Below are 24268 nucleotides of genomic sequence, written 5' to 3'. Positions count from 1 at the left end.
GAGGTGATGTAATGGAAACGAAACTTCTGAAAGCGATTGAACTTCGAGAAAATGGCCATCTTCAAGAATCCAATGACATGCTCATCCATCTTGTAGAAGAGTATCCAGATCATGCCTCCATTCACTATCAATGTGCTTGGAGCTATGATGTGTTAGGGGAGGAAAAACAAGCTGTCTTTTTTTATGAGAGGGCGCTTGAGCTAGGTTTGTCTTCAGAAGAAAGAGAAGATGCTTTCTTAGGATTAGGAAGTACATACAGAACCTTAGGGGAATATGAAAAGTCAAAACAAATATTCCTCCATGCGATGGAAGCTTATCCGCATAATAAAGCCATTCAAACGTTTTATGCCATGACTTTGTATAATTTAAATGAACATAGCAAAGCCATGGAAATACTATTGAACTGTTTGACTGAAACGACAAACGATCCTGCTATTTTGAGTTATCGAAAGGCCATTGATTTTTATTCAAATCAGTTAGATCGATTGTGGAAATGATTTATATAGAAATGGAGGGGCAATGTAATGGAAGAATCCCCTCCTTTGCTATGACATTTTATATGTGATAGTCCTTTATGACATAAGAAAGAAGGAAAATGTTTTGTCACTCATCACCACGTATTACCCGCTGTTTATGCTTTGTATTTTGTCTCTGTTGTATATGATATATCGTATCCAGCCAATGGCCTCTACTGTGAAAAAAGTCATCATTGTGCTATGTGTGTTAACAAATGCTGCCTATATTTGCTGGCGCCTCTTCTTTACATTGCCGCATGAAGGTACTTTTAATATTGTCATGGGCATTTTGCTTGTTGCCTGTGAATGCATTGGGTTTATCCAGCTGCTTGTGTTTTATACACTGGTTTGGAAGCCTTCAAATCGGAAACAAGTCATGATCAGTGATCTTGACAGGCTGCCAACAGTTGATATTTTCATAGCTACATATAATGAACCGATTGAGGTGCTGAAACGCACTGTTGCAGGTTGTTTGAATCTCTCTTATCCGAAGGAAAGCGTTCAAATTTATTTATGTGATGATGGCAATAGGGAAGTTGTAGAGCAGCTTGCTTCTGAGTTTGGTGTTCATTATCTGACAAGAACAGATAACAGATTTGCTAAGGCAGGTAATTTAAATCATGCAATGTCTCAAACGGATGGGGAGCTGATTCTGACGCTTGATGCAGATATGGTCCCTCTTCCTTCATTTTTAGAAAAAACAGTGCCCTATTTTCATGATGGGGCAACTGCGTTTGTTCAAGTTCCACAGGCGTTTTATAACGAAGATCCTTTCCAATATAATATGTTCTCGAAAGATCGAATTCCAAATGAGCAGGACTTCTTCATGCAAACTCTCCAAGCTGGTAAGGATCGGTTTAATGCCGTCATGTATGTTGGGAGTAATACGGTTTTTAGAAGAACGGCATTAGATGAAATTGGCGGATTTGCTACTGGAGTGATTACAGAAGACATGGCAACAGGAATGCTTCTCCAGGGGAAATTCAAATCTGTGTCTGTCGGAGAAGTATTAGCCGTCGGTCTGGCACCTGAAAGCTGGCTTGATCTGTTAAAGCAAAGAGATCGCTGGTCGAGAGGGAACATTCAGTGTGCCCGTAAGTTTAATCCTTTGAAGGTGCGCGGCTTAACGCTGATGCAGAGAGTTCTTTATTTAGATGGCATTGTGTATTGGTTTAACGGTTTGTTTAAAATGATTTATATTCTCACACCGATTTTGTTTTTATTGTTTGGTATTCAAAGTTTCTGGGCAGATTTCCAGTCCGTTTTCATGTTTTGGCTGCCGGCGTTCTTTAGCTCGTATTTAGCATTTAAACTTGTGTCGAATCAAAAAAGAAGTATGTTTTGGAGTCATATTTATGAAAGTTCAATGGCATTCCATTTAGCTGGTGTGGCACTCAGTGAACTGTTCTTGAAAAAACGTGTTGAATTTCTGGTGACACCGAAGGGGATTCAAACGGACAAAAGGCATTTTCATCTGAAAACGATGATTCCCCATCTGCTCTTCTTGCTGCTCTCATTGCTTGCCCTTGTGAAAATAGGGTACGATGTGAAGGTAAATGGGACGATGAACGCTGATCTCATGTTGATTAATATTTTTTGGGTGCTTTATAACGGTGCAGGCTTATTCATGGCACTGCTTGTGGCGTTTGATCGACCGCGTTATCGGAAATCAGAGCGATTTATCATTGAAAAAGAGGGGCATCTTCGTTCTGATCATCAAGATCAGTCGATGGCTTGTTTTCTACTAGATATGAGTGATTCAGGTGCACGTCTATCCATTCCATTGGACAAAGCGTCTTCTCTATATCAAGGACAAACGCAATTATTTTTTTCAGAGAATGAAAGTGTGTCGTGTGACGTGGTTTGGAGCTATCCAGAGGGAGACAAGCTGATGGTTGGTGTTGCTTTTACTGACACACAAAAATCAGAGTATTTATCACTGATCCGTTTCTTATTCACACGAGAGCATGTAGCGGTGACGGATCGTGAGAAAAAATCGTATGCTGTTCGGACGTTTCTCCGCTTTTTAAGAGAAACGGAGAAGGTACCAAAGGCTCTACGGCGCAAATGGATGAGAAGGCCATTGCAAGGTGTGACAGGCACGATCGCCTATGAGGACCGACTAGCAGAGAAGATGCCGGTGATCATACATGATATCAGTTTATCTGGGTGCAAAATTGAGTTTGAAGATTCAATTGAATTAAATGGGCAAGTGCTGATCACCATTGACACAGAATCTCTAACGGATCAGCCGGCGATTGCGATTTGGACATCACAAAAGCGAGGTCGTACAATGGCCGGACTCAAGTTTGTTCAGCCTGAAATCAAGCAGATAGAAGAAAGAGAGGGAGTGGTTTCTTGAAATCTAAAAATGGCGGTTACCTCTATTTACTATGGCTTCCTGTCATCATAGGAGCCGGCTACGGCATTTCGCTTTTCGTGCCGTTTCTTCAGCCTGTACTGACGCTTGGTATCGCAGGGCTTTATATTTTTATCTTTGGTGATTTTCAGGTGAGGCAAGTTAGGTACATTTTTATGTTCGTCTTCTTGATCAATGTCCTTTTTAGCGTGATGCTATTTTTGGATATTTAAAAAAGTGCTTCCCGCAGGTGGGGAGCACTTTTTGGTTATTCTGCCATTTTTTCAAGGTTGCCGTTCCGGTCCATTTTAAAGGTTGGTGCGGCACTGTCGTCCTCTTCAAACAAAACTAGTTTTCTTGCACGGTTCATGATTTTGACGAGTGTTTCATAATCTTCTTGAATGGTGAGCTGATCCTTTTCAAGCTTTTTCACTTCAGCTTCTAGTTGAGACACTTTATGTGAAAGTTCGTTGTTTTCTCGTTTTAACCGGCTGTTTTCCATCCGTAAGGCAGATGATTGCTGTCCATCGCCTTCATAGCGGCGTAAGAAATCAATGATATCCTCAATGGTTAACTCTTGGCGCTGCCCAAATGGATTGGCTTCTGGCTTTTTCTCTGTCACTTGAGAAGCCTGTGACAATAAATGTGATAAACTAGCTAACTCTTCATTGTAGCTTTGATCCACAAACTGAAGCTGTTCGGCTGTTTCGGCTGCAGGTGCAAATGTTTCTTCTTGCGCAGGTTCCAGTTCTTGAGAGAACTCTTCCTGTGTGATCGTTTCTTCAACTTGCGGCTGATAGAGCAAACGTTTTTTCGCAGGCTGTCCATTGCCGAGTGCACGCATGCGTTGTTTACGCTGTTTTTTGGCAAGTGCCAATGCTTTTTCATATTGATGCCTCACGACAGCATTCCATCTAAATCCGCATGCCGCTGAGGTACGGTTTAGCTTGTCTCCAACTTCTTCAAATGCGTTCAGTTGTGTACTGCCCTCTCTGACGTGACGTAAGACGGTTTCTGCCAGAAGGAGATCATTTTCCTCTGACCAAGCATCTTGTCTTTGTTTTGACATGTGTTTAAACCCCCATAAGATTTGATGGTATTAGATTAGCCAAGTTGAAGAAGGTTTATACAAGTTTGCTAAAAGGATAGTGGAAAATACTAGCTTTTATGTGAATACGTCTCTGTGCTGACAATGCTTCTTGCAACTCCAGTCGCTTCGATGTACAATGTTGGGTGGTATATTATTCACTCTTAGTTGTCCAACTGTTTCATATAGAATGAAGTTTCATCATTGAAAGGAAGCGTAAGAACATGGCTAATGAGTTTCGCGTATGTGACGATTGTGATGCGACGAACCTAAAAACGTTATTGCCTCGACTTAAATCGGTTGACCCTGATGCAAAAATTGAGATTGGCTGTCAATCGTATTGCGGTCCAGGACGAAAAAAGGCTTTTGCGTTTGTGAACAATCGCCCATTATCCGCACCAACAGAAGATGAGTTACTCGAAAAGGTTCAAAAAAAAGTCAAATAAATGTCACTGAATGTGTTCAGTCGACCTAAAAAGAGGTCCGTCCCTGTCAGGTCGGGCTTTTTACGTCCGTTCAATCTATGAGAACACATTCGCCAGCAAATTCAAGGATGTTTTCGGGAAAAGTTACCCGATATAATAGAAACACGTCTTAAAAAAAGAGGGACGAAACGATGGCGTATCCAAAAGGGAAATTATCCGAAGAAAAGGTATTTAAAGATCCTGTGCACCGCTATGTTCACGTACGGGATGCATTGATATGGGATTTAATCGGAACGAGAGAGTTCCAGCGCCTTAGACGAATTAAACAGCTAGGCACCACTTATTTAACGTTTCATGGGGCAGAACACAGCCGATTTAATCATTCACTCGGTGTATACGAGATTGTCAGACGAATTGTGGATGATGTGTTTAAAGGAAGACCCGAATGGGATGAAGGGGAGCGTGAGCTTGTACTGAGTGCCGCCCTACTTCATGACCTTGGACATGGTCCGTTTTCTCATTCCTTTGAAAAGGTCTTTCATTTAGATCATGAATCGTTTACAAGAGATATCATTTTAGGGCAGACGGAAGTAAATGAAGTGCTGCGCCGGGTCAGTGACGATTTTCCAAAGCATGTAGCAGAAGTCATTGCCAAAACGTATCAAAACAAACAGGTGGTCAGTTTGATTTCAAGTCAAATTGATGCCGACCGAATGGATTACTTGCAGCGTGATGCTTACTATACAGGCGTCAGCTATGGTCACTTTGATATGGAACGTATTTTACGCGTGATGCGTCCAAGAGAAGATCAGATTGTGATGAAACAGAGCGGGATGCATGCCGTAGAGGATTATATTATGAGCCGCTATCAAATGTACTGGCAAGTGTATTTCCACCCAGTGACCCGCAGCGCGGAGGTCATTTTAACAAAAATCCTCCATCGTGCAAAAGAGCTGCATGAAACTGGCTACATTTTTACACATGCCCCGGTTCATTTTTATTCAATTTTTGAAGGAAATGTCACCACAGAGGACTATATTAAGCTGGATGAATCCATTGTCTTATTTTATTTTCAGGCGTGGGAAGATGAAGAAGATCACGTGCTGGCTGATTTGTGCCGCCGTTTTATGAACCGCCGTTTATTCCAATATACAGAGTTTAATCCAAACGAAGAAATGACGAAATATTTCAAGCTGACGGCTTTGTTCAAAGAAGCAGGAATTGATCCTGACTATTATTTAGTGGTCGATTCTTCCTCTGATTTGCCTTATGACTTCTATAGACCGGGCGAAGAAGAAGAACGGCTGCCGATCCACCTTTTGACGCAAAGTGGTCATATTAAAGAACTGTCGAGACAGTCAGATATTGTTGACGCCATTTCCGGTAAACGAAGAACCGATCATAAACTTTATTTCCCGATGGACTTAATTGTAGATATGTCGGAAAAAGCTGAAGAAAAGAAGGCGATCATGAAGCTGCTTGGATTGGGATAAGGAAGTACTGAAAAAGGAGATGTCGGGAATTTGTTGAAAGAGCATGCAAAGTTGATGAAGGTGTTCTCTGAATCTGGGGAAATCGTTGGACGGAAGAAGCTGCAAAAAATGATTTACATAGCAAAAAAGCTAGATTTGCCTTTTTACGAGAAATACGATTTTCATTTTTATGGCCCCTATTCAGAGGAGTTGACGCTCAGAATTGAAGAGCTGTGCAACCTTGGATTCTTGGACGAAATGAAGGAAAAAAAGGGCGGATACTATCAATATCGCTATTCGCTGACGGACAATGGGAAAGAGTTTCTCGATCAGTGTGAAGTGGACATGCCTGACCTCAAAGTGCTGACGCAGCAGATGAATGAGCAATCGTCTCGTTTTCTAGAGCTTGTCTCAACGATTTTATACTTTGATGATCTGCCAAAAGATGAGGTAAAGGAAAAGGTCTTCACCATTAAAAGCAAGCAGCGCTATACGGACGAAGAATTTGAGGCAGCTCTTGCTTATATTGATCAGTTGAAGGAATTGAACTAACGACAAGAACCAGTTTGTGATAGCCAATGGCTAGAACAGACTGGTTTTTATTTTGCACGCATATAGAAACAGAAACAAGTCGACCTCATGGATCGACTTGTTTTTTAGGAATGATGATAAGAAAATCTTGCTAAAAATTGTTTTGTCCGTTCTTCTTTCGTCTGTTCAAAGACTTCTTCTGGTGTGCCTGATTCGACAATCACACCATCTTCCATGAAAATGACCCTGTCGGCAATATCATAGGCAAAGCTCATCTCATGCGTGACGATGATCATGGTGACGCCTGTTTGTGCCACCTGTTTAATGACGTCAAGTGTTTCACCTACAAGCTCGGGATCTAAAGCGGAGGTCGGTTCATCAAACAAAATGACCTCCGGATTCAATGCAAGTGCTCTTGCAATGCCTACTCGCTGCTGCTGTCCGCCAGATAATTGATGCGGATAGGCATCTTTTTTCTCTAGTAATCCTACTTTTTTGAGCAATTGGAGTGCTGTGTCATAGGCTTGGTCTTTCGGTTGTTTACGGGCAATGACTAAGCCTTCCATGACATTCTCAAGTGCTGTTTTATGAATAAACAGGTCGTATTGCTGAAAGACCATGGCTGTTTTTCTGCGAATTGCTAGAATGTCTTTCGGTTTTGCTTGATTGAATGTGACAGTGGTCTGATCAATGCTGATTTCACCTTGATCCGCACGCTCAAGAAAATTTAAGCATCTGAGAAATGTTGATTTCCCAGAGCCGCTCGGTCCTAAAATGACAACGACTTCGCCTTTTTCCACCGTTAAATCAATTCCCTTTAGAATTTGGTTTTGACCGAATGCTTTATGCACTTGTTTGATGTGAATCATGCGAACCGCCCCCTTTTACTTTTGTGTACATATTTCTCATATCCAGCAGTGATGGCTTCAATAGAGGCACACAAAGCCCAGTAAATAAGGGCAACAGCAATGTAAGCTTCAAGATAACGATAGTTCACATTGGCTTTAATTAAAGCGCCGTTTAAAATATCGACCACAGATACCATAGAGACGAGAGAAGAGGCTTTGATTAAACTGATGAGCATGTTGTTCAGTAAAGGAAGAGAGATGGGAAAGACTTGTGGAATGATCACTCTTCGCAACACCTGCCTGCCTGTGAAACCAACGGATAGAGCGGCATCAAATTGACCCTTTGGGATGGACGCAAGAGAGCTTCGAAATATCTCTGATAACCCGCTGACGGCATATAAAGAAAGGGCGAAAATGGCAATCCATCGTCTATCTAAATCGCTAAAACGGATGGGCAGCGAAAGAGATGCAGCCAATTGATCGAGCGAATCGGAAAAAATAAGATAAGATACGAGCAAGATTAATACAACAGGAATGGCTTTAAAAATCGCCACAAACCATTTGAACAATGGAGACAATACAGGCACTTGATAAAAACGGATAAGGGCAATACCGAAGCCAAAGATGGAGCCGAATACTAGCGGAAGAAAGCCTAATAGCAGCGTCGTTGGCAAATAATGAAGTGCGGCTACAAAGGCCTGAAACATAAAAGCAACGTCAAAATCCACTCAGATCGCTCCTTTCTTATGATGTAGTAAAGTCTCCGCCCAATATTTTTTTAGACAATTCAGCGAGCTTGCCGTTATCAATCAGTTTTTGCAGGGCTTGATCAATGTCCTTTTGAAGTTTTGTATTGTTTTTTTGGTATAAATAATACGTTTTAGATACGTTTACAGACTTTCCGGATGTCACAAGATGAGCATTGAACTGTTTGTTTAGCTTATTGACGTCATACTTTGTGAGTAAGGCAGCATCGACCGTGCCATTCTGCAGGTTTTTGACTAAAATTTCGTTCCCGCCATCCCCGTAGACAATGTCAATTTTCCGATCATGCTTTGCGTTATATTGCTCTAGCAGATAAGCGAAATTACTTCCTGTAGAGGTGTGCACTTTGTGTCCAGCTAAATCGTCCAGGCTTTGAAAGTCATGACCGGATGCTTTATTCACCACCACATAGCTTGTATAATCTGTATAGCCAACTTTTCCAAATAGATATTTCTTCTGACGCTCGTCATTGATTTCATATTGGTGTGCAGCGAGATCAACTTTACCGGCATCTAAAGCAGGCAGAATATTTTTAAACTCAAAGGATTCATATTTAAACTTATATTGTGGCAGCAGCTGATCCACTTCATCTAATACAGCCTTCTCGTAGCCTGTTAATTTGCCGTTTTCATCTAAGTAAACGAAGGGTTGATAGGCGTTCCCTGTCCCGATGACGATTTCTTTTGCATCTGGGTCATTATTGTTTGCTTCTGCTTTGATTTCATCCGATTGCTCATTATTTCCGCAGGCGGCAAGGAGCAATGAACCAAGTAGAAGCAGGCCGATGATGTAATGATTACTGAATATTCTGTTATTTTTCATGTAAATTCCTCCTCAGTTTATTTTGCACGTTTTTCTACAGTAAAGGCCGCTTCGGCTCTTTTTAAGGGAAGCAATGCCGTCTGACGCTGTTTTTTTGTTTTCGGTGTATTGATCCGTTTTTCCAATAGGTCAAATGATTTTTCTAACACCATACTTAAAATGATAAATATAACGGCAGCAATAAAGTATCCTTCTAATACGCGATAGTATAAAGCCCCTAATGTTTGAACCTTTCCGATCATGTCCATCACACCTAATGTAAAGGCGAGGGAGGTATTTTGTAATAAGTTGACAATGGCCACGCCGATATTAGGTAGGGCGATTCTCCCTGCTTGAGGAATAAGCGTTCTTCTATAAATCTGCCATTTCGTCAGTCCAATCGAGGCGGCCGCTTCATATTGAGATGCTGGGACACTCGATAGGGCAGATCGGAATATTTCTGAAAAATACCCAGCTGTATTGAGTCCATATGTAATATACAGAAAGATCAATTTGTTCCACATGGAGATATCAAGCCCTATTGTTGCAAGCACACCAGGCAGGCCATAAAACACAATAAACATTTGAACAAGGATAGGTGTTCCGCGAATAAATGAGACATAAATTGCACTGAGCTGATGCAGGATGGGAATACGCTCAATTCGAAAATAAGCAAGAATGAATCCAAGAAAACTGCCAATCAAAGTGGCAAATAAAACGATCAGTAAGGTTGTTGGAAGAGCTGACAATACTTTAGGGAAGAGTGTGACGACATACTCCCATTTGAAAAACTCCCCCATGTTGAATCACCTCCTATGTTGAAGTCGTTTGGACTTTTTCTTCTGAGGGCGGTGCGCCTAATATGGCGGCATCGAACCGTTCAGGGATGAGGACTTTATACATTAATACACCTAAGTCGCCATTATCGGCTTCACGTTCAATATATGCTGTATAGCCTTTTCGTTCGTACATCTCTAGAAGCCAGGGGTGTTTCCGGCCAGAAGTGCCCAGTGTGTATGCTGGTGCTTTAAATGTCTGCCGGAGCAAGGTGTTTTCTACATAATCGAGCAGCTTATTTCCGATCCCTTGACCGGCTAAATCAGGAGCTGTGGCAAACCACCAAACAAATGGATAGCCTGAAACCGGTTGAGTGCTCTCCCACGGAAAACGTATGGTGATGGTTGATATGAGCCGCCCGTCTCGTTCTAACACAACAGCAACGGATTGTTTGATGTTTTCTGTGACCATTTCAAGTGTGGCGTTCGTGGATGGCCAATCAATGCCCATTTCTCCAAGCGGTTTAAATGCACTGGACAGCAATTCTAGAAAAGCCGGTGCATCTTCTTCGGTAGCGATGCGAAAAATATCTCGACTCATGACAAACCTCCAATCAAAAGGGTAGTGTGTAATGTCAGCTCAACGCTTTTCGTAAAGCATCGATATCTGGATTCAGCAATGCTTGATACACGTGGGGATCACGGCTGATTTCTACTACTGGCACGTAACGGACGCCGTATTTTTCTTCTAAAATATTTCTGTAATGATCATGTTCTGTTACATCAATGGTTGAATAAGTAATGTGCTGTTCGTTGAAATAGGACTGAATGTCCTGACAATAGCTGCATCCATTTTTGCTCCATAAAATGATTTTTTGATTATTTGACATTAGACGCTCACCTCTTGGTTTATTTGGTTTTTGGCTGTTAGTTCATGATCAAATGCTTCTTTTAATAATGTGATAGACGCTATTCTTGCCTCAATGTCTACAATCGGAGATAGCACAATGAACTCATTGATATCATATGTCTCGGCTAGTTCAGTCAGCCGGTGATGAACGGTTTCTTTTGTGCCAGCTGTATAACCGGTTTTTTGAACGTGAATGTTGTAGTGTTCCTTGTTTGTTCCTTTCACCAGCTTTTCTGCATCTTCTAGTGACGTCACATTAAGCTTTCTTCCATCGGAAAAGGAGACCTTTACTGTTTCCTTTTGCTTGATGTACGAGAGGGCTTGTTCATGGTCTTCTGCTACAGATACGGTGATGGCGAGAAGAAATTGCTGGTGCGTGTTCTGTGTCTTGAATTTTTGAAAAGTCTCTCTTGCTTCTTTTAATAATGCGTCATCCCCGTTAATAAAATAGGCAAACACAAAGGATATCCCAAGTTTTGCTGCGAATTCCGCGCTCTCAATACTGCCGCCTAGAAGGAACATGTCGGGTGATACGCTAGGAATTGGTTGAGCATTTAACTCATTTGCTTGTTCAGTAAGATACGTTTTGAGATCCACTAATTTTTGAGAAAAGTCTTTCCGTGACGCTTGATAATCTTCCTGAAGCGCTTGTGTCGAGAGGTTCAACCCTCCCGGTGCTTTCCCAACGCCTAAATCGACTCTGCCAGGCGCTAGTGATGCCAGTACATGAAATGTTTCAGCCACCTTAAACGGGCTGTAATGCTGAAGCATGACACCGCCAGACCCAATTCGCAAATGGTTCGTTTTTGCTAAAAGATAACCAGCGAGGGCTTCAGGGGATGATCCTGCCACTTGAGAATTATTGTGATGTTCAGACACCCAAAACCTGTGATAACCAAGCTGATCTGCTGCTTCAGCCAATCTGACAGTATGCTGAATACCGGTCTCTGCTTTCTCGTTTTCACTGACGAGGCTTTGATCAAGAATACTAAGGGTGAGCGACATTAGCTGTTCCTCCTATTAGACTTTGATATTGAGATAGTGCGAGATTTAATCTGTTTGTGGCATCTGGATCAAGCACATAGCTATTTGAATCCTGCTTTGTGACCTGTTGATCGACAACATACACACCAGATTGAACGACGGTTGCACCGAGTTGATGAATAATAGGTTTAAGTGCATATTCAATGACGAGTAAATGTCCGTATGTTCCTCCTAAAACACAGGGAAGAACGGGTTTCCCTTGTAACGCTTTCTGGGGGAGTAGATCTAAAAAAGTTTTTAAAATACCGGAAAAAGACGCTTTGTAGACAGGTGTTAACACAATGACACCGTCGCTCTCATTCACAAGATCAATGGCTTTCACAATGGCTTCGTTTGAAAAATCTGCTCCTATTAAGGCGCCGCTAGGAAGCTGGTGGACTTGAATGACATGAACATCAATCCCATGTAACGCCAAACGATGATGGATATGTTGCAGGACACCGGTTAACCGAGATTGGACGGAATGCCCGCCTGCTATAATCGTTACTTTTGCCAATTCGTCTCCTCCATTTCTGATAATTCCTTCTAAACAACTTGGAATAGTTGATAATATAAATTATAATAAGGCAAACCAATAGAAAAGTATAATTAGTAATCATAAATACACGATTCAGATATTTAAAATATAGGGAGAAGAGGGGTTTTCATGGAGATTCGAGCGATACGCACCTTTGCCACGATCGTGAAATACGGAAATTTTTTAAAAGCAGCAGAAGCGCTGAATTATTCTCAGCCAACCATCACTTTGCACATCAAACATTTAGAAGAGGAAATTGGAGAGAAGCTTCTAGAAAGAGGGAAGACCTTAAAGTTAACAGCATCAGGACAGCTTTTTTATGAAAGAGCCAATTCTTTACTCAATGAATATGAGAAATTGACGAAAACACTCCAAGATTTAGAAGTGGGCATTGCGGGGTTCATTAGAATCGGTGTTTCTGAGCCTACAGCCAGCTTAGAATTTCCTGCACTTATTGCAGAATTCAAGGAAAGGTTTCCGAATGTAGAATTTTCTGTGCAAGTAGCGGATGCGAATACGTTGAGTTCCTTACTTTCTCATGATGAGATTGATTTTGCGATTTGCGGAGCACCAGAAGCTTCGATGGAGAATAGCTATAAGCCTCTTTTTCAAGATGATATCGTGCTGCTCGTCCCATCTTCCCATCGATTAGCGGAAAAAAGGGTAGTGGAGGTGACAGATTTAAAGGATGAGACCATTTTATTCACGCCACACAATTGCCCCATCCGTATTCAAATCGAACAACAAATCGTCGATGTCATTGGGACCAATTACAATAAGTTAGAGATTACGAGCAGCATGTCCCATAAACATTATGTTCAGGCTGGATTAGGTGTCTCTCTTTTTACACGAACTGCTCATTCCTTTACCCTTCCAGGCACCAAGGTATTAGAGATAAAGGGCATTCATGTTTCTCCGCCAGTTGGTCTATTGAGAAAAACAAATGATTCGCCAGGAAGAGCCGTACTTCAATTCATTGATCTCATCGAAAATCGACTGCATCAACCAACATGAAAAGAGGGGGAGCCTTTGAGCTAACCCCTCTTTTCATGTTTATTTCACGGTTTGTTTAAGAAACTGATTCTTCTTGATAGGCAGACCCAAATTTTCACGAAGGGTATGAGCTGGATAATTCGGGTCGTAATATCCTCTTTCTACTAATATCGGAATGACGTGTTCCGTCCATTCAGATAAACCGCTTGCTAGAATAGGCGCGCCAAAAATAAATCCATCTGCGGCATCTTCTTCGATCCATTGGATCAGCTGGTCTGCCACTTGTTCATAAGTTCCGAAAAAAGCACTTTTGGGAGTGGTCACTCGTAGAGCGACTTCTCTTAAGGTCAAGTTTTGTTCTTTCGCCATTTTTTTAATCGATTCTGTTGTGGATTGAAAGCTGTTTGAACCGGCATCACCGATATCAGGAAATGGCTCATCAAGTGGAAATTGACTGAAGTCCAAGTGATCAAAGAACCTGCCCAGGTAATGAAGGGCTTCTTCAATAGAAACCAGATGTTGAATGGCTTCATATTTTTCTTCTGCTTCTTCGACTGTTCTCCCTGTAATCGGGTGGATGCCAGGGAAAATTTTGATATCAGCTGGATTTCTGCCCAGCGCTGCGGCTCTATTTTTCACGTCGCGGTAATATGCTTTCGCCTTCTCAAGTGAGTCTGCATTCGTAAATACTGCGTCCGCTTCTTTTGCGGCTAGATCCTTTCCTGCCTCTGACGCACCTGCCTGAAAAATCACGGGCTGACCTTGTTCAGATCGTTCGATATTCAAAGGACCTTTGACAGAAAAGTGTTTGCCATGATGGTTTAATGTGTGCAGTTTATCCCGATCGAAGAAAACCCCTGTTGATCGATCTCTTATAAAAGCATCTTCTTCCCATGAGCTCCATAGGCCGTTCACTACTTTTAAGTATTCTTCTGCAATTTCATATCGAAGTGAATGGCTTGGATGCGGACGAATGATGTGATTTTCAGCAGAGCCTTCAAGTGGGGAAGTCACAACATTCCATCCGGCCCGGCCTTTACTTAATTTATCTAGGGATGCGAATTGCCGTGCAATGGTAAAGGGCTCACTGTAAGAAGTGGATACGGTGCCCACAAGTCCAATCTGTTTCGTGACCGCTGCAAGAGCGGATAAGATGGTTAATGGTTCAAATCGGTTCAAGAAATGAGGAATTGAATGTTCATGAATATATAAGCCATCTGCGACAAAGACAAAACGGAAACCCGCTGCTTCTGCCTTTTTTGTCATTGCTTGATAATAATCAATGTTCACACTTGCATCTGCTGGAACGGATTCATCCTTCCATGCATTCATATGACCTCCTGGACCATGTAACATTAATCCAAATTGTATGTGCTTTTTTTCAGACATGTGGATCGTCCCTTCTGTTTTGAAGTAGCATTGTTTTTATGTTCTTCATCATAAGGGAGAATCGCAAAGAAGTATAATTCGTATCAGTAAAGTCTGACTTTATCTTTTCTAATATCAATTTTTTCTCCCTTATATGATGTGGCTGGGTCTATGACATCATTTTAGAAAAAGGCGGATGATTACTATGTAAATGACCCAGACCAAAAGTGCTGTTTTTTGATGAAATGTGTGTCAAAATATCCGAAAAATTAGTGAAAATGACATGTTTCGACTTTCTTCCTGTATATCCAATTCCCTGTTTTTGACTGAATAGAAGGAAAATGGTGAATTTTCAGTGAATATATAACTTTGTGAAAAACAAAGGAGGGATAGGAATGAAAAAGCGTTCAGTCTTTTTGTCATTTTTATTGGTAGGTAGTTTGTTACCGGGGGTAAGTTCAGCTTCTGCACCAGTTGCAAGTGCAGGTCATGGGCATGATCATGATCATGCGCCGTTTGAAACACATATTAGTGAAGGGTTGCCAAAGGCAAACGATTTTAAAGATTTGACGAAGGCACCTCCTATTGAAAGAGATGTGACAACAAAGATTTTAGATGAGTCTGGTAAACAGGTAGGGTCTAGAACCTTTAAAGCAAATACAGGAGATTCGATTTCAACAAAAGCTAGTACAGGCAGTCAGAAAGTGACCGTCTACGCAGTAGCTGATGCGCAGTATCGTGCGAAATATAGTGATTGGCAGACACGCATTGTCAGCATCATTGAGCAAGCGGATGTGACATTTAACCGTGATCATGATGTGGACTTTGTTGTACAAGCCGTAGGGTCTTGGACGTCTTCAGGATCAAATTCATCACAAATTTTGTCCAACCTTCAGCGCAGCTTTGATGGCAGAGGATACGATTTTGTCACAGGATTTACAGCAAATCCAAACTTTGATGCTGGCGGAATCGCTTATGTTTACAATAGTGCACCGAGCGGAAGTGCATTCAGTGTCAACCTTGATCAAGGAACAGCGAATACAGCAAAAGCGGCTACACATGAATATGGCCATAACTTTGGTTTGCCGCATGACCCTCAAGGCAGCGGAATTGTCTGCTTAATGAATTATGATTATTCTTACACTGTCGATTACTTCGATGCGGCTCATAAAAATCAAGTGAACCGTAATAAAGCTTGGTACAGATAAGGTAAGAGACAAAAGGACAAACACCGAAAAAGTGTTTGTCCTTTTTATATGCTTACAGGTCGCTCATTCGCTTTCCTGCTACAGCATAATGTTCTTTTTTCATTTCTTCAATAATGACAGAGACTTTTTCTGCACCTGCGCCTGTTGTTTCAACAACGGCATCTGTGACTTTCTCCACAAGAGCTCTTTTCTGCTCATCTGTTCTTCCTTCAAGCATTTGAACGGTGATAATTGGCATGGCGAAAACCTCCTTTTTCCTTTCATGCTACGCTTCCCTTTAGTTTAAGGGACTTCTTATAGTATACTGAATGAAGTAAATCATTGTATAGAAAGAAAGAGGGATTCATGCCTTTGGACCAATTTCTTGTTTATCCATTAGAACTGATTCCATATGTCGCCATTACGCTTGTTGTGGCTTTTACGATGCACGAGCTGGCGCATGCATATGTTGCGTATCGTTTTGGAGATCCGACAGCTAAAAATCAAGGCAGACTGACGCTCAATCCATTGAAGCACCTTGATATTTTCGGGACGATCTTGATCTTTGTGGCTGGGTTTGGCTGGGCGAGGCCTGTACCTGTGAATCGGTACCATTTCAAAAACCCGCGCTTAGCAGGAATTTGCGTCTCGATTGCTGGCCCATTAAGTAACTTGGTGTTGGCGTTTCTAGGCTTTTTTGTGTATGTGCTTCTTCAGAAATTTGGCGGGGAGTCGCTCATGCGCTTTGAGCCGGGGATCGATTATTTCTTCCAAATCTTTATTAACTTGAACGTGATTTTGTTCCTATTTAACTTATTACCGATCCCGCCGCTGGATGGATATCGTATTATTGAGGATGTTGTCAGTCCCGGCATCCGTGCAAAGATGACGCAATTTGAACAGTATGGAATTATCATTTTCCTCATCTTCGTCATCACACCGCTAGGTCAGTTTGTTTTTGGTCCGTTGATCGGAATGCGTAATCAAATTATTGACTGGTTCAATCTTATTTTTAAGCCGCTGCTTTAGGAGGTCTAATGAATGGAAGGTAAAAAGAAGAAACCAATTGGTTTTAATATCATTAAAAAAACAGATGCAACGGATGGGCATGGAGGTTTTGGGGCAGGTGCCCTCAGCCTTGATAATATCTCGCCAGTCATCATTGATGTGGAGGAAAAGGAAGCCGTCATTGATATTGGTGCGATGCATGCAAGAAGTGCCGTCGAAAAAGGAATTAAATTTTTAAAAACCAAAGAAGAGGTACCTAACGGAAAACCGTATTGGCTCGTATGGGTGACGATTGACCGTAGAGAAGAGGGGCCATATTATGCAGGAGTCACAGCTTGTGAAATGACGGTTGACCGCTCGATCCGCAGAGGATATAAGTCACTTCCTGAGCATGTGAATTTAATGGATAAATCCATGAAGCGTAAAATCGTTGTCAGTCATATGGATGATGGTTCGAAAAAGGTGCTCGCTGATTTCTTGAAGAGTCACAATGAGGCGTTATGGGAAGCATCCACAGATGAATTAAAAGAAGGATTGGCTGTTCCTGAGTAATTGTGAAATTTTTGTGAAGAATGATGAATGGATACCAATTCCAGTCGTTTTTTCAGTAAACTGGTGTTAAAGCTAGGACATGGAGAATCCCGAGATGCAGATCTCGGGGTTTTTCATGTCCATTTTTAACGTTTCAGCCACTTTTCCCACCATTTCTTAGGCTGTTGATCCTGAGCCGTGTCTTGCTCAGATGCTTTGTTCTCGGCACCATAGCAGACACCGGTCGGCTCCGTTCCTTCTATAAAATAGGTAAATACCTTTGATTCGCATCCTGGGCCTGCGAGATCACCGGTTTTTGGATTGATATATACGCCTTTTACACCGTCTGGCGGCATGAAGGAGGAGGCTGGCTGGTTTGAGAGGGCTGATTCCATAAAGGAAGCCCATATCTTTTTCGCATAGGCGGTTTCTTTGACCGAGTCAATGGTGCGTCCTTTATCATAGCCGGTCCACACACCTGTGACGAGCTGGGGAGAGAAGCCGATCATCCAGCTGTCAGCGCCTGTCGTCCCTGATTTTCCTCCATAATTTCTGGTAAGATCTTTTGAAATGGTACGTCCTGTGACACTTGTATAGCCATTTAATTGATCATTGAACATCCCTGACATCATGTCAGTGGTGACAAATGCTGCTTTTTCATCTAGTACTTGCTCTCGTTTTTGTTTCTCCTCAAATAGTACGTTGCCCTTTGCGTCCGTTACTTTCGTAATAAAGGTTGGTTTGACGCGTTTTCCTCCATTGACCAGCATCGCGTAAGCATTGGTCATTTCGATTGGTTTGACAGGTGAGGTACCTAGCGCAAGTGAAGGCACTTGATCTAGTTTTTCGTGAATCCCAAACGCCTTGCCTGCACGTACGAGCTGTTCCATTCCTAAAAACAGATGGGTTTTGACCGCATAAATGTTATCAGATAGAGCCAAAGCCTGAAGCATCGTAATACCGTCATTGGCGTAATAGCCGTGATAGTTGCTTGGTGAATAAGCAGCGCCGCTTCCTTGCTCATCCAGTTCAAAAACGGTTTCCTCACTGCGCATCACCGTTGCTGGTGTAAACCCATTTTGCAAAGCCATGTAATAGAGAAGTGGTTTCATTGTTGAACCCGGCTGTCTTTTTGCTTGTGTGACACGATTGAATGGGCTTTTCTCGTAATCTCTCCCGCCTATGAGGGCGAGTACATGCCCTGTTTGGGGATGGATGGCAGCAAAGCCGATTTGGATATCTGATTCAGAATCCATGATGTTGGTTAAAGTCTTTTCAGCGATTTTTTGTAATTCAGGTTGTAAGGTCGTTTCGATATGAAGACCATACGTTTCAATTTGTTCCTCGGTTAAACCCAGCGTTTGTTTCAGTTCGCGAATCACATCATCATAAAAATACGGGGCCTGCTTTGCTTGCAGCTGCTTTTGCTTGAGCGGGCGATAGGACAGCTTTTCCTTGCTGGCATCAGCAGCCGCTTTTTTCGTAATCATGCCATCCTCTTGCATTTGCCTCAGAATCATATTCTTTCTTGCGCTGGATTTCTCCTCATTCACATAAGGGGAGTAGAGAGAAGGCCCCTTTGGAATACCAGCAAGCAAGGCAGACTCAGCTAAAGTTAAGTTCTTCGCTTTTTTCCCAAAGTAAAGGCGGGATGCCGCTTCCACACCGTATGCGCCGTGGCCATAATAAATGGTGTTCAAGTATCCTTCCAATATCTCATCTTTTGTATAGTTTTGTTCTAAGCGGATCGTGTAAAAGGCTTCATTCCACTTCCGCTTCCATGTTTTATCATGATCTAAATATAAATTTCGTGCGTATTGCTGGGTGATCGTGCTGGCGCCTTGTACTTTTGCCATTGCACGAATATCTGCCACCGCAGCACCTGCCATTCGTTTCACATCAAAGCCGTGATGCTGATAAAAGGTTTTATCCTCAACCGCGACCACTGCCTGCTGTATATGAGGAGACATGTCCTTTAACGGAACCCAGTATCTCTTTTCTCCAAAGCTCGATTCGCCAAGTTTAGACCCATCGGCTGCATAAATGGTCGTGGATTGGGGAACTTGAACAGAGGGAGCGCCTTGCCACTTAGCAAGTAAAAGAATCGTCAAAAAGACTGTGCCTGCAAATAGAAAAGCGAGCAAGCCGATAAAAAAACAGGCCCGAATCGTTTTCACGGTCATGCGGATTTTTTTATTACTCATGATTGTGTCCATGCAAAGCCCCCATTTTGACGATTTTTTATCAGTATGGGACAAAGAAAACCGTTTTAAACAGGCGACTGCAAGGGTGCGCTTTAAAAATGAAGTTATCTCATGCGGTTCTTTACAATTTGATACGAATCCACTATACTTTTTTCTTGGACAATCGATATAGTCATAGCCGATAAAAGGCGCTAACAATAGATGTTTGTTTATTATTGGATGAGAGGAAGATGAACAATGAGCGAACTTTGGTATACAGAGAAGCAAACGAAGAATTTTGGCATTACATTGAAGGTGAACAAAACCCTTCACACAGAACAAACAGATTTTCAGCATTTAGAAATGGTGGAAACAGAAGAGTTTGGCAATATGCTGTTTTTAGACGGTATGGTGATGACATCAGAGAAAGATGAGTTTGTATACCACGAAATGGTGGCACATGTTCCTCTTTTCACTCATCCAAACCCTGAAAATGTTCTTGTCGTAGGCGGAGGAGACGGTGGTGTTATTCGTGAAATCCTGAAGCATCCAAGTGTGAAAAAAGCGACACTTGTTGATATTGATGGCAAGGTCATTGAATACTCGAAGAAGTTCCTTCCTTCAATTGCTGGGAAACTAGACGATCCTCGTGTAGATGTGAAAGTCGGAGACGGCTTTATGCACATTGCGGAAGCCGACAACGAATATGACGTGATCATGGTTGACTCAACTGAGCCAGTTGGACCAGCTGTAAACCTGTTCTCTAAAGGATTTTACGCAGGAATCTCAAAAGCACTCAAAGAAGACGGTATTTTCGTTGCACAAACGGACAACCCTTGGTTCACACCTGAGTTAATTACAAATGTACAGCGTGATGTGAAAGAAATTTTCCCGATTACCAAGTTATATACAGCGAATATCCCAACATATCCAAGCGGTCTTTGGACATTTACTATCGGTTCTAAGAAGTATGATCCACTTGCTGTAGAAGACAGCCGCTTCTTTGATATCGATACGAAATATTACACAAAAGAATTGCACAAAGCGGCATTCGTTCTGCCGAAATTTGTGAGCGACTTAATCAAATAAATCAAGCGAAGTGGAAATGCGCAAATGAAAGTTTGCGCATTTTTTGAAGCGTAAAAGGAGGAATCTTGCATGAGATTCGACGAGGCTTATTCAGGAAAAGTGTTTATTGGAAGTCATCCGACATGGGAAGATGCAAAAGTCATTTTATACGGGATGCCGATGGATTGGACCGTCAGTTACCGTCCAGGCTCACGTTTTGGCCCGAACCGTATTCGTGAAGTATCCATTGGATTAGAGGAATACAGCCCTTATTTAGATCGTGAACTGCACGAGGTGCCATTCTTTGATGCTGGCGACATCCCGCTTCCATTTGGCAATGCACAGAAAAGCTTAGATTTAATTGAAGAGTATGTCGACAGCATTTTAGAAAAAGGGAAGTTTCCATTAGGAATGGGCGGCGAGCATCTTGTGTCTTGGCCGGTTTTCCGTGCGATGTATAAGAAATACCCTGATTTGGCCATCATCCATATGGACGCACATACCGATCTTCGTGAGGAATATGAGGGTGAGCCGCTTTCACATTCGACACCGATTCGTAAAGTTGCAGGACTTATTGGACCTGAAAATGTATACTCTTTCGGCATCCGTTCAGGGATGAAAGAAGAATTTGAATGGGCAAAAGAAGCAGGCATGCACATTTCTAAATTTGAAGTGCTGGAGCCATTGAAACAAGTATTACCAAAGCTGAAAGGCCGCCCAGTTTATGTGACAATTGACATCGATGTACTCGACCCGGCACATGCGCCTGGTACTGGAACGGTGGATGCTGGCGGTATTACGTCAAAAGAATTACTGGCATCCATTCATGCTATTGCAGGTTCTGATGTGCATGTCGTCGGTGCAGACCTTGTAGAGGTAGCGCCTGTATATGATCATTCCGATCAAACGGCGAATACAGCAAGCAAACTTTTACGAGAAATGCTGCTTGGATTTGTGAAATAACATTGATAGAGGAGCTTGTCATCTCATATGGACAAGCTCTTTTTTTACATGGGTGACATGATAAAGGAGGCAGGTCGTGTTTTCTTCTGTATTGATGGTATTACTCGCTTTATGTGTGTTAGCGGCAGGCTTTCTTACGCTGAAAAGAGAGCTTGCAGCGAGTCCGCCTACTTTTACCTCGAAAAAAGAGGCAAAGGATGAGATGGTTCATCTGTTTCAGGATCGAGGCTTTTTCTATCTCACTGGCATCGCGCTGTTTATGCTATTTGTTTATAAGCAAGGGCATCTTCTCCCATTTGATTTCTTTCAGGCATTTTTGGCAAGTTCAGGTATCCAAGCACTGTTTTATCTCATCAATCGAAAAAGCGCAGGGCTCAAGACTGGACTCGTGATAGGCGTGAGCTTCATTTTTCTTTTTTTCTAAAGAGACAGGTGAAGATCAAGAATGGGGTTTCATCCACACGAAGATGAGAAATGATGGGATGATAGGCAATCGGGATTATGGTATACTATTTTAGTTAAACGGGTCTTAGCAAAGGAAGTGCAAAATGACACAAAACCAAATTTCAATTCATGTAAAGTCAGTGATGAAACCAGAGACGGAACCGGCTGAAACGATCGAATTCCGAACAACTGGAACGTATCAAGAGAAGAATGACAAAACGTATCTCACTTACCATGAAGAACATGAAATGGGTCAAGTAAAAACTGTTGTCAAAATAAGTGAAAAAGAAATTTTTGTCATGAGATCAGGTGCAATTCAAATGAAGCAGCGCTTTCTCATTGGAGAAACGACCGTGACACATTACACGATGCCATTTGGCACACTTCAGCTCGATGTGCACACACATGGCATTGATCTTGATGTAGACAATGGGCTTCTGCACATTACGTACGATATGCTGACAGGTGAAGATCAAAAGCATTTACATACATTATCGATTTCATATAAGGAGGATTTACGTTCATGAATATCGCAGAACAGGTCAAAGATGCGTTAAAAGAAGAAATCATTGCGGCAGTCGTCAAAGCAGGACTTGCTGATGAAAGCCAGGTGCCGGATGTTCTTTTGGAAGTGCCAAAAGACAAAACTCACGGTGATTATTCCACCAATATGGCGATGCAGCTTGCACGCATTGCGAAAAAAGCACCTCGTCAAATCGCCGAGGACATTGTGAATGCATTTGACAAAGGCAAAGCGTCAATTGAAAAACTGGATATTGCAGGTCCAGGATTCATCAATTTTTATATGAACAATCAGTATTTAACGAAACTGATTCCGGCAGTTCTTGAGGCAAAAGAGGCTTATGGCGAAACGAATACAGGCGGCGGTCAAAAAGTGCAAGTCGAATTCGTCTCAGCCAACCCAACAGGTGACCTTCACCTTGGACATGCCCGCGGCGCAGCTGTAGGAGATTCTCTTTGCAACATCCTTGATAAAGCAGGCTTCGACGTGAGCCGTGAATACTATATCAACGATGCAGGCAATCAGATCAATAACCTTGCTCTATCTGTAGAAGTACGTTACTTTGAGGCGCTCGGTCTTGAAAAAGAAATGCCAGAGGACGGGTACAGAGGAGAAGACATCAAAGGCATCGGACAGAAACTTGCGGATGAATTTGGTGACCGTTTCGTGCATGAACCAGAAGAAGAGCGTATGAAATTCTTCCGTGAGTACGGTTTAAAATATGAACTAGAAAAACTACGTGTCGACCTAGAGAATTTCCGTGTCCCATTTGATGTGTGGTATTCTGAAACGTCTTTATATGAAAACGGAAAAATCGAACCAGCGCTAGAAACACTTCGCGCTAAAGGCTATGTCTTTGAAGAAGATGGCGCAACATGGTTACGTTCAACTGATTTTGGTGATGACAAGGACCGTGTCCTGATTAAAAAAGACGGCAGCTTCACGTACTTGCTTCCAGATATCGCATATCACAAGGACAAATTGGACAGAGGTTTTGACCAGCTCATCAACATTTGGGGAGCGGATCATCACGGGTACATTCCTCGAATGAAAGCGGCGATCCAAGCACTCGGATATCCAGAGGACAAACTGGAAGTCGAAATCATTCAGCTTGTTCACCTTTACAAAAACGGTGAAAAGATGAAGATGAGTAAACGTACAGGTAAAGCCGTCACAATGCGTGACTTGATTGAAGAAGTGGGCTTAGACGCCACTCGTTATTTCTTTGCGATGAGAAGTGCGGCGACACATATGGACTTTGACTTAGACTTAGCGATTTCTACGTCTAACGAAAACCCTGTGTACTACGCGCAATATGCACATGCGAGAATTTGCAGCATGCTCCGTCAAGGGGAAGAAAAAGGCTACGAGCCAAACCTTGAAAAAGCAGATTTCTCTCACATTCAATCCGATAAAGAATACGATCTTCTGAAAATCATCGGCAGCTTCCCAGAGGTTGTAGCAGAAGCAGCAGAAAAACGTATTCCGCACCGCGTCACAAACTATATCTATGATCTAGCATCAGCCCTTCACAGCTTCTACAACGCCGAGAAGGTCATTGATGTTGAAAATGAAACAAAAACAACAGCACGTCTATCACTAATGAAGGCGACACAAATTACACTAGCCAACGCATTAAAACTCATTGGCGTATCTGCACCGGAAAAAATGTAATGCACAAAGCCCCGCTCTATTTTATGAGCGGGGCTTCTTTATATAAAAACCCGCTATTCTCGAGAGATAGCGGGTTTTGAAAATTAACCAAGCGTATTAATAATGTTAGAAATAGAATCGAATAATTGACTAAGTACATCAGAGAACATGAGCGTATCCTCCTTTCAGAAAGCATGTAGTATGTGCGTGTCATAGGAATTACCCAAGTGTGTTAATGATGTTAGAAATAGAATCGAATAATTGGCTAAGTACATCAGAGAACATAGTTTGTATCCT

27 protein-coding genes are annotated in these 24268 nt (G+C 42.2%); 15 read left to right on the top strand and 12 right to left on the bottom strand.

Annotated elements, in window-relative coordinates; all coding sequences use genetic code 11:
- The first annotated feature begins 11 nt into the window (after positions 1-11).
- From FBF75_RS08385 to FBF75_RS08375, 3 genes are all read left to right on the top strand, one after another.
- Entirely contained in the window at positions 12-497 is a 486-nt protein-coding gene (locus FBF75_RS08385; RefSeq protein WP_136944617.1) for a tetratricopeptide repeat protein, read from the top strand.
- 103 nt (positions 498-600) lie between these two features.
- Entirely contained in the window at positions 601-2877 is a 2277-nt protein-coding gene (locus FBF75_RS08380; protein ID WP_048001135.1) for a glycosyltransferase, read from the top strand.
- Complete coding sequence (locus tag FBF75_RS08375) at positions 2874-3107, top strand: DUF5970 family protein (protein WP_008343557.1); 234 nt, start codon at positions 2874-2876, stop codon at positions 3105-3107. Before FBF75_RS08380 ends, FBF75_RS08375 begins: the two co-directional genes overlap by 4 nt.
- Positions 3108-3142: 35 nt before the next feature.
- On the opposite strand, the gene FBF75_RS08370 is transcribed toward FBF75_RS08375, so the two are convergent.
- Positions 3143-3943 (bottom strand): RsfA family transcriptional regulator, encoded by an 801-nt coding sequence (locus tag FBF75_RS08370; protein WP_007497717.1) that lies wholly within the window; start codon positions 3941-3943, stop codon positions 3143-3145.
- 242 nt (positions 3944-4185) lie between these two features.
- Between FBF75_RS08370 and FBF75_RS08365 the strand changes: the two genes are divergently transcribed.
- From FBF75_RS08365 to FBF75_RS08355, 3 genes are all read left to right on the top strand, one after another.
- Positions 4186-4407, top strand: a complete 222-nt coding sequence (locus tag FBF75_RS08365; protein ID WP_003215259.1) for a YuzB family protein — start codon at positions 4186-4188, stop codon at positions 4405-4407.
- 170 nt (positions 4408-4577) lie between these two features.
- Complete coding sequence (locus FBF75_RS08360) at positions 4578-5879, top strand: HD domain-containing protein (RefSeq protein WP_007497716.1); 1302 nt, start codon at positions 4578-4580, stop codon at positions 5877-5879.
- 30 nt (positions 5880-5909) lie between these two features.
- The gene (locus tag FBF75_RS08355) at positions 5910-6410 is read left to right on the top strand and encodes a YwgA family protein (RefSeq protein ID WP_007497715.1); all 501 of its coding nucleotides are present in this window, start codon (positions 5910-5912) and stop codon (positions 6408-6410) included.
- A gap of 104 nt (positions 6411-6514) precedes the next feature.
- On the opposite strand, the gene FBF75_RS08350 is transcribed toward FBF75_RS08355, so the two are convergent.
- The 8 genes from FBF75_RS08350 to ssuE are packed head-to-tail and all read right to left on the bottom strand — an operon-like array spanning position 6515 to position 12029.
- Positions 6515-7258: an amino acid ABC transporter ATP-binding protein gene (locus FBF75_RS08350; RefSeq protein WP_046526747.1), complete on the bottom strand. Its 744-nt coding sequence runs from the start codon at positions 7256-7258 to the stop codon at positions 6515-6517.
- The gene (locus FBF75_RS08345; protein ID WP_008343549.1) at positions 7255-7965 is read right to left on the bottom strand and encodes an amino acid ABC transporter permease; all 711 of its coding nucleotides are present in this window, start codon (positions 7963-7965) and stop codon (positions 7255-7257) included. Before FBF75_RS08345 ends, FBF75_RS08350 begins: the two co-directional genes overlap by 4 nt.
- Before the next feature lie 16 nt (positions 7966-7981).
- The gene (locus tag FBF75_RS08340; protein WP_056704190.1) at positions 7982-8824 is read right to left on the bottom strand and encodes a transporter substrate-binding domain-containing protein; all 843 of its coding nucleotides are present in this window, start codon (positions 8822-8824) and stop codon (positions 7982-7984) included.
- Positions 8825-8841: 17 nt separating this feature from the next.
- A complete protein-coding gene (locus FBF75_RS08335; RefSeq protein ID WP_008343545.1) occupies positions 8842-9603 on the bottom strand; it encodes an amino acid ABC transporter permease in 762 nt (253 codons plus the stop codon).
- Positions 9604-9616: 13 nt separating this feature from the next.
- Positions 9617-10180, bottom strand: coding sequence for a GNAT family N-acetyltransferase (locus tag FBF75_RS08330; protein WP_008343543.1), 564 nt, complete (start codon positions 10178-10180; stop codon positions 9617-9619).
- Between the two features lie 34 nt (positions 10181-10214).
- Complete coding sequence (locus FBF75_RS08325; RefSeq protein WP_008343541.1) at positions 10215-10469, bottom strand: glutaredoxin family protein; 255 nt, start codon at positions 10467-10469, stop codon at positions 10215-10217.
- Complete coding sequence (locus FBF75_RS08320) at positions 10469-11494, bottom strand: LLM class flavin-dependent oxidoreductase (protein ID WP_008343539.1); 1026 nt, start codon at positions 11492-11494, stop codon at positions 10469-10471. The genes FBF75_RS08325 and FBF75_RS08320 overlap by 1 nt, the downstream gene beginning before the upstream one ends.
- Positions 11478-12029, bottom strand: a complete 552-nt coding sequence (ssuE, locus tag FBF75_RS08315) for an NADPH-dependent FMN reductase (RefSeq protein ID WP_025208150.1) — start codon at positions 12027-12029, stop codon at positions 11478-11480. The genes FBF75_RS08320 and ssuE overlap by 17 nt, the downstream gene beginning before the upstream one ends.
- Positions 12030-12179: 150 nt before the next feature.
- Here ssuE and FBF75_RS08310 point away from each other — a divergent pair, with 150 nt between their 5' ends.
- Entirely contained in the window at positions 12180-13064 is an 885-nt protein-coding gene (locus FBF75_RS08310; RefSeq protein WP_076821284.1) for a LysR family transcriptional regulator, read from the top strand.
- A gap of 39 nt (positions 13065-13103) precedes the next feature.
- Here the strand turns inward: FBF75_RS08310 and FBF75_RS08305 are convergent, their stop codons facing one another.
- Positions 13104-14432: an LLM class flavin-dependent oxidoreductase gene (locus FBF75_RS08305; protein ID WP_025208149.1), complete on the bottom strand. Its 1329-nt coding sequence runs from the start codon at positions 14430-14432 to the stop codon at positions 13104-13106.
- Between the two features lie 374 nt (positions 14433-14806).
- Between FBF75_RS08305 and FBF75_RS08300 the strand changes: the two genes are divergently transcribed.
- A complete protein-coding gene (locus FBF75_RS08300; protein WP_008343532.1) occupies positions 14807-15619 on the top strand; it encodes a zinc-dependent metalloprotease in 813 nt (270 codons plus the stop codon).
- A gap of 52 nt (positions 15620-15671) precedes the next feature.
- Here the strand turns inward: FBF75_RS08300 and FBF75_RS08295 are convergent, their stop codons facing one another.
- Positions 15672-15857 carry a 2-hydroxymuconate tautomerase gene (locus FBF75_RS08295; protein WP_008343530.1) on the bottom strand — a complete coding sequence of 62 codons (186 nt, stop codon included), beginning with the start codon at positions 15855-15857 and terminating at the stop codon, positions 15672-15674.
- 113 nt (positions 15858-15970) lie between these two features.
- Here FBF75_RS08295 and FBF75_RS08290 point away from each other — a divergent pair, with 113 nt between their 5' ends.
- Together FBF75_RS08290 and FBF75_RS08285 are read left to right on the top strand one after the other, a co-directional pair.
- On the top strand, positions 15971-16627 hold the full coding sequence (locus tag FBF75_RS08290) for a site-2 protease family protein (RefSeq protein WP_223255609.1): 657 nt from the start codon (positions 15971-15973) through the stop codon (positions 16625-16627).
- Positions 16628-16639: 12 nt separating this feature from the next.
- The gene (locus FBF75_RS08285; RefSeq protein WP_007497712.1) at positions 16640-17158 is read left to right on the top strand and encodes a YwhD family protein; all 519 of its coding nucleotides are present in this window, start codon (positions 16640-16642) and stop codon (positions 17156-17158) included.
- Between the two features lie 125 nt (positions 17159-17283).
- Here FBF75_RS08285 and FBF75_RS08280 read toward each other — a convergent pair whose 3' ends face one another.
- Positions 17284-19353 carry a transglycosylase domain-containing protein gene (locus tag FBF75_RS08280; protein ID WP_136944616.1) on the bottom strand — a complete coding sequence of 690 codons (2070 nt, stop codon included), beginning with the start codon at positions 19351-19353 and terminating at the stop codon, positions 17284-17286.
- A 225-nt stretch (positions 19354-19578) separates the two neighbouring features.
- Here FBF75_RS08280 and speE point away from each other — a divergent pair, with 225 nt between their 5' ends.
- From speE to argS, 5 genes are all read left to right on the top strand, one after another.
- Positions 19579-20409, top strand: coding sequence for a spermidine synthase (speE, locus tag FBF75_RS08275; RefSeq protein ID WP_003214614.1), 831 nt, complete (start codon positions 19579-19581; stop codon positions 20407-20409).
- A gap of 69 nt (positions 20410-20478) precedes the next feature.
- Entirely contained in the window at positions 20479-21351 is an 873-nt protein-coding gene (gene speB / locus FBF75_RS08270; RefSeq protein ID WP_017360073.1) for an agmatinase, read from the top strand.
- 76 nt (positions 21352-21427) lie between these two features.
- On the top strand, positions 21428-21775 hold the full coding sequence (locus FBF75_RS08265) for a hypothetical protein (RefSeq protein WP_035389831.1): 348 nt from the start codon (positions 21428-21430) through the stop codon (positions 21773-21775).
- Positions 21776-21899: 124 nt separating this feature from the next.
- On the top strand, positions 21900-22322 hold the full coding sequence (locus FBF75_RS08260) for a YwiB family protein (protein WP_007497707.1): 423 nt from the start codon (positions 21900-21902) through the stop codon (positions 22320-22322).
- Positions 22319-23992: an arginine--tRNA ligase gene (gene argS / locus FBF75_RS08255; protein WP_007497706.1), complete on the top strand. Its 1674-nt coding sequence runs from the start codon at positions 22319-22321 to the stop codon at positions 23990-23992. Before FBF75_RS08260 ends, argS begins: the two co-directional genes overlap by 4 nt.
- Positions 23993-24268 lie beyond the last annotated feature (276 nt).

Source organism: Bacillus sp. S2(2019) (assembly GCF_005144805.1).
Taxonomy (GTDB): domain Bacteria; phylum Bacillota; class Bacilli; order Bacillales; family Bacillaceae; genus Bacillus; species Bacillus altitudinis.
This window is presented reverse-complemented; position numbering and strand designations above follow the sequence as displayed.